Genomic DNA, 4,450 nt, shown 5'->3' with positions numbered 1-4,450 from the left:
CCTCCGATCTGCACAAGAAACTGGCGATCGCGGCCTCTTCTATCTGGAAGAAAAACATCGGCGTCAACATCAAGCTGGAGAACCAGGAGTGGAAAACCTTCCTGGATACGCGTCATCAGGGCAACTTTGATGTCTCTCGTGCGGCATGGTGTGCGGATTACAACGAACCGACTTCATTCCTGAACATCATGCTGTCTGACAGCAGCAGTAACACCTCGCACTATAAGAGCGCTGACTTCGATAAAGTTATCCACGATGCGGTTAAAGCCACAGACGATAAAGCGCGCGTAGCGGATTATCAGAAAGCTGAGCAGATTCTGGATAAAGACAGCACCATCGTGCCGGTTTACTACTACGTTAATGCGCGTTTGGTAAAACCATACGTGGGCGGTTACACCGGCAACGATCCGCTGGATAAAACCGTCGATAAAAACCTGTATATCATTAAACATTAATAGCACTCAGGCTATCGATAGTGGCGGTGCTGCGGCACCGCCTTTTTACTTTGTGAAGCAACAGCCTGGTAGGTACGGCAATGTTAAAATTCATCCTGCGTCGGCTCCTTGAAGCCATCCCGACGCTGTTTATCCTCATCACCATCTCTTTCTTTATGATGCGACTGGCACCCGGCAGTCCATTTACCGGCGAACGTGTTCTCTCGCCGGAAGTGATGGCGAATATCGAAGCGAAGTACCATCTCAACGATCCGATTGGCAAACAGTACCTGAGCTATCTGGTGCAGTTGGCACATGGCGACTTTGGACCTTCGTTTAAATACAAAGATTACTCGGTCAATTATCTGGTCGGCCACGCCTTCCCGGTATCAGCCAAACTCGGTCTGGCTGCATTCTTCCTCGCCGTGGTGCTGGGCGTAACAGCGGGTGTGATTGCCGCTCTGAAGCAGAACAGTTTGTGGGATTATGCCGTGATGGGGGTCGCGATGACCGGCGTGGTGATCCCCAGCTTTGTCGTAGCACCGTTACTGGTGCTGGTATTTGCGATTACCTTACGCTGGCTGCCAGGCGGCGGCTGGAACGGCGGCCAATGGAATTACATGTTGCTGCCGATGGTGGCGCTGTCGCTGGCCTATATCGCCAGTATCGCGCGTATTACTCGTGGTTCGATGATTGAAGTAATGCACTCAAACTTCATCCGTACCGCGCGCGCCAAAGGTCTGCCATTGCGCCGTATCGTGCTGCGTCACGCGCTGAAGCCAGCCATGTTGCCGGTGCTTTCCTATATGGGACCGGCGTTTGTCGGCATCATCACCGGTTCAATGGTGATTGAATCCATCTATGGTTTGCCGGGCATCGGCCAGCTGTTCGTTAACGGTGCATTGAACCGTGACTACTCGCTGGTGATGAGCCTGACCATTCTGGTTGGCGTGCTGACCATTCTGTTTAACGCGATCGTTGATGTGCTGTACGCCGTGATCGATCCGAAAATCCGTTACTGATTGTGGAGCTCGCCCATGATGTTAAGTAAGAAAAACAGCGAAGCTCTGGATGCCTTCAGTGAAAAACTGGAAGTCGAAGGGCGCAGCCTCTGGCAGGATGCGCGTCGCCGCTTTATTCACAACCGAGCGGCTTTTATCAGCCTGCTGGTGCTGCTGGTGATCACGCTATTCGTGGTGTTCGCTCCGATGTTATCGCAATTTAAATATGATGATACCGACTGGGCGATGATGTCTGCCGCGCCGGATACCGTTTCCGGTCACTGGTTTGGCACCGATTCATCGGGTCGCGACCTGCTGGTGCGCGTTGCGATTGGTGGCCGTATCTCGCTGATGGTGGGCATCGCCTCCGCGCTGATCGCGGTGTTAGTGGGCACGTTGTATGGCTCACTGGCGGGTTATCTGGGCGGTAAAATCGACTCGGTGATGATGCGTATTCTGGAGATTCTCAACTCCTTCCCGTTCATGTTCTTCGTCATCCTGCTGGTGACCTTCTTTGGTCGCAACATTCTGCTGATCTTTGTGGCGATCGGCATGGTGTCGTGGCTGGACATGGCGCGTATCGTGCGTGGGCAGACGTTGGGCCTGAAGCGCAAAGAGTTCATCGAAGCGGCGCAGGTCGGCGGTGTCAGCACCTTCAAAATCGTATTGCGCCACATTGTGCCGAACGTGTTAGGTGTGGTGGTGGTGTATGCCTCGCTGCTGGTGCCGAGCATGATCCTGTTCGAATCCTTCCTCAGCTTCCTTGGCCTCGGTACGCAGGAACCGCTGAGCAGTTGGGGCGCGTTGCTGAGCGATGGCGCCAACTCGATGGAAGTGTCGCCGTGGTTGCTGATGTTCCCGGCCGGTTTCCTCGTGGTCACGCTGTTCTGTTTTAACTTTATCGGCGATGGCTTGCGTGATGCCCTCGACCCGAAAGATCGTTAAGGAGTTTCCCGATGACCATTCATGAATTTCAGCCAGCCATGGCTGCACGTGCGGGAAACAATAACCTGCTGCTGGATGTAAAAGACCTGCGCGTCACCTTCAGCACCCACGATGGCGATGTCACCGCTGTGAACGACCTCAACTTTTCACTGCATGCGGGTGAAACACTGGGCATTGTTGGCGAATCCGGTTCCGGAAAATCGCAAACCGCGTTTGCCTTGATGGGGTTGCTGGCAAAAAATGGGCGCATTGGCGGTTCAGCAAAATTCAACGGTGCAGAGATTCTCAATCTGCCAGAAAACAAACTGAACAAACTGCGTGCTGAGCAGATTGCGATGATCTTCCAGGACCCGATGACGTCGCTGAATCCTTATATGCGCGTCGGCGAGCAGTTAATGGAAGTGCTGAAGCTGCATAAAGGCATGAACAGCGCCCAGGCGTTTGAAGAGTCGGTACGCATGCTGGACGCGGTGAAAATGCCGGAAGCGCGTAAGCGCATGAAGATGTTCCCACATGAATTTTCTGGCGGCATGCGCCAGCGTGTGATGATTGCGATGGCGCTGCTGTGCCGGCCGAAGCTGCTGATTGCCGATGAGCCAACCACGGCGCTCGACGTCACCGTGCAGGCGCAGATCATGACGCTGCTGAATGAGCTGAAGCGCGAGTTCAATACCGCGATTGTGATGATTACCCACGATCTCGGCGTGGTAGCGGGTATCTGTGACAAAGTGCTGGTGATGTACGCCGGTCGTACTATGGAATATGGCCGTGCCCGCGATGTGTTCTATCATCCTGCACATCCGTACTCGATTGGCTTGCTGAGTGCGGTGCCACGTCTGGACGCTGAAGAGGGAGAGTCGCTGACCACTATTCCAGGCAACCCACCAAACCTGCTGCGCCTGCCGCAAGGCTGCCCGTTCCAGCCTCGCTGCGCTTACGCTATGGACATTTGCGCCAAGGCACCGCCGCTGGAGCCTTTCGCTGAAGGTCGCTTGCGTGCCTGCTTCAAGCCGGTGGAGGAGTTAGTATGAGCACCGTAGTCGAAGAGAAAAAAGTCCTGCTGGAGATTGCCGATCTTAAGGTGCATTTCGAGATTAAGGATGGCAAACAGTGGTTCTGGCAGCCACCGCATACGCTGAAAGCGGTCGACGGCGTCAGCCTGCGTTTGTACGAAGGTGAAACGCTCGGTGTCGTTGGTGAGTCAGGTTGCGGTAAATCGACGCTGGCCCGCGCCATCATCGGTCTGGTGAAAGCTACGGAAGGGCGCGTCGCCTGGTTAGGGCGCGATCTGCTAGGGCAAAGCCAGGAGCAGTGGCGTCAGGCGCGCAGCGATATCCAGATGATCTTCCAGGATCCGCTGGCATCGCTCAATCCACGTATGACCATTGGCGATATCATTGCTGAACCGCTGCGCACCTATTACCCGAAGATGCCACGCCAGGAAGTGAAGGATAAGGTCAAAAGCATGATGATGAAGGTTGGGTTGCTACCTAACCTCATCAACCGCTATCCGCATGAGTTCTCGGGCGGCCAGTGTCAGCGTATTGGCATTGCGCGTGCGCTAATCCTTGAGCCGAAGCTGATTATCTGTGATGAGCCGGTATCGGCGCTCGACGTGTCGATTCAGGCGCAGGTCGTCAATCTGTTGCAAAAGTTGCAGCGAGAAATGGGGCTATCACTGATCTTTATCGCGCACGATTTGGCGGTGGTAAAACACATCTCCGATCGTGTGCTGGTGATGTATCTCGGGCATGCAGTTGAGCTAGGAACTTACGATGCGGTGTATAACAATCCGCAGCATCCGTATACCCGCGCGCTGATGTCTGCGGTGCCAATTCCCGATCCGGATCTGGAGAAAAACAAGCAAATCCAGCTGCTGGAAGGGGAGCTGCCATCACCGATCAATCCGCCATCAGGTTGCGTATTCCGTACGCGTTGCCCGATTGCCGGACCAGAGTGCGCGAAAACCCGGCCGCTGCTGGAAGGCAGTTTCCGACATGCGGTGTCTTGTCTGAAAGTTGATCCGCTGTAAATGAAAACGCCGGGCAATCGCCCGGCGTTTTTCTTTCT

The 4,450-nt window shown here is 54.6% G+C and carries 5 protein-coding genes; all 5 read left to right on the top strand.

Going from position 1 to position 4,450, the window contains the following annotated elements; translation table 11 throughout:
* Positions 1–455 (top strand): ABC transporter substrate-binding protein (locus tag RTY00_RS20515; protein WP_312665888.1); only part of this gene is annotated, 455 nt, incomplete at its 5' end.
* A gap of 80 nt (positions 456–535) precedes the next feature.
* Positions 536–1,456 (top strand): oligopeptide ABC transporter permease OppB, encoded by a 921-nt coding sequence (oppB, locus tag RTY00_RS20510; RefSeq protein WP_007892378.1) that lies wholly within the window; start codon positions 536–538, stop codon positions 1,454–1,456.
* 15 nt (positions 1,457–1,471) lie between these two features.
* Positions 1,472–2,380, top strand: a complete 909-nt coding sequence (gene oppC / locus RTY00_RS20505; protein ID WP_008106577.1) for an oligopeptide ABC transporter permease OppC — start codon at positions 1,472–1,474, stop codon at positions 2,378–2,380.
* An 11-nt stretch (positions 2,381–2,391) separates the two neighbouring features.
* Positions 2,392–3,411, top strand: coding sequence for an ABC transporter ATP-binding protein (locus RTY00_RS20500; RefSeq protein WP_061718771.1), 1,020 nt, complete (start codon positions 2,392–2,394; stop codon positions 3,409–3,411).
* Positions 3,408–4,412, top strand: coding sequence for a murein tripeptide/oligopeptide ABC transporter ATP binding protein OppF (gene oppF, locus RTY00_RS20495; RefSeq protein WP_258143413.1), 1,005 nt, complete (start codon positions 3,408–3,410; stop codon positions 4,410–4,412). The genes RTY00_RS20500 and oppF overlap by 4 nt, the downstream gene beginning before the upstream one ends.
* Positions 4,413–4,450: the final 38 nt, after the last annotated feature.

The sequence above is a fragment of the Pantoea sp. CTOTU49201 genome, assembly GCF_032054795.1.
Classification (GTDB): domain Bacteria; phylum Pseudomonadota; class Gammaproteobacteria; order Enterobacterales; family Enterobacteriaceae; genus Pantoea; species Pantoea symbiotica.
Note: the sequence above shows the minus strand (reverse complement) of the source record. Positions and strands in the feature narration are given on the sequence as shown.

Bases quoted from the DNA above. Each gene is read 5' to 3' on its own strand.
- RTY00_RS20500 (WP_061718771.1), top strand. From the start codon at position 2,392: ATGACCATTCATGAATTTCAGCCAGCCATGGCTGCACGTGCGGGAAAC.
- oppB (WP_007892378.1), top strand. From the start codon at position 536: ATGTTAAAATTCATCCTGCGTCGGCTCCTTGAAGCCATCCCGACGCTG.
- oppC (WP_008106577.1), top strand. From the start codon at position 1,472: ATGATGTTAAGTAAGAAAAACAGCGAAGCTCTGGATGCCTTCAGTGAA.
- oppF (WP_258143413.1), top strand. From the start codon at position 3,408: ATGAGCACCGTAGTCGAAGAGAAAAAAGTCCTGCTGGAGATTGCCGAT.